This window comes from Flavobacterium sp. ABG, from assembly GCF_001027725.1.
GTDB lineage: Bacteria > Bacteroidota > Bacteroidia > Flavobacteriales > Flavobacteriaceae > Flavobacterium > Flavobacterium cupriresistens.
Genome location: NZ_LEKS01000084.1, coordinates 1 through 407, shown reverse-complemented (window position 1 = coordinate 407; position 407 = coordinate 1). Strand labels below are relative to the sequence as shown.

The 407-nt window shown below is 29.7% G+C and carries 1 pseudogene; it reads right to left on the bottom strand.

Annotation, left to right across the window (positions count from 1 at the left end):
• Positions 1–407 (bottom strand): annotated as a pseudogene (locus AB674_RS21780) (sensor histidine kinase); the annotation flags it as partial.

Below are 407 nucleotides of genomic sequence, written 5' to 3'. Positions count from 1 at the left end.
ATTTTTTATAAGTGGTTTTTCTGAAAAAATAGTGTCTGTTTTTTTTCGACTGTTATAAATGATAAACTTGTTAAGGACAATGGCAAAATCTATTAAGATATTTGGAATTTCTCTTTCAAATTTAAGCTGTAATTTTCGGGTCAATTCGCCTCTGAATTGATTTTGAAGCAAAGCACTTTTAATTTTAAATTTGGTTTTTTTATCACGAATATAATGCTCCGCTAACTGTTTATAAAGCAAGTCTTTTTTGTTGACAATCGTCGAATCAATATCGCTATAATCATTTGAAATAGTAGCAATTTCCTCTTTAATTTCCGAATGAAACTGAGCCACTTTATAATCGTAAGTTGTTTTTACCAAATAACATTGCACAACCGATAACGCTATCAAAGCGATGACAGAAAACG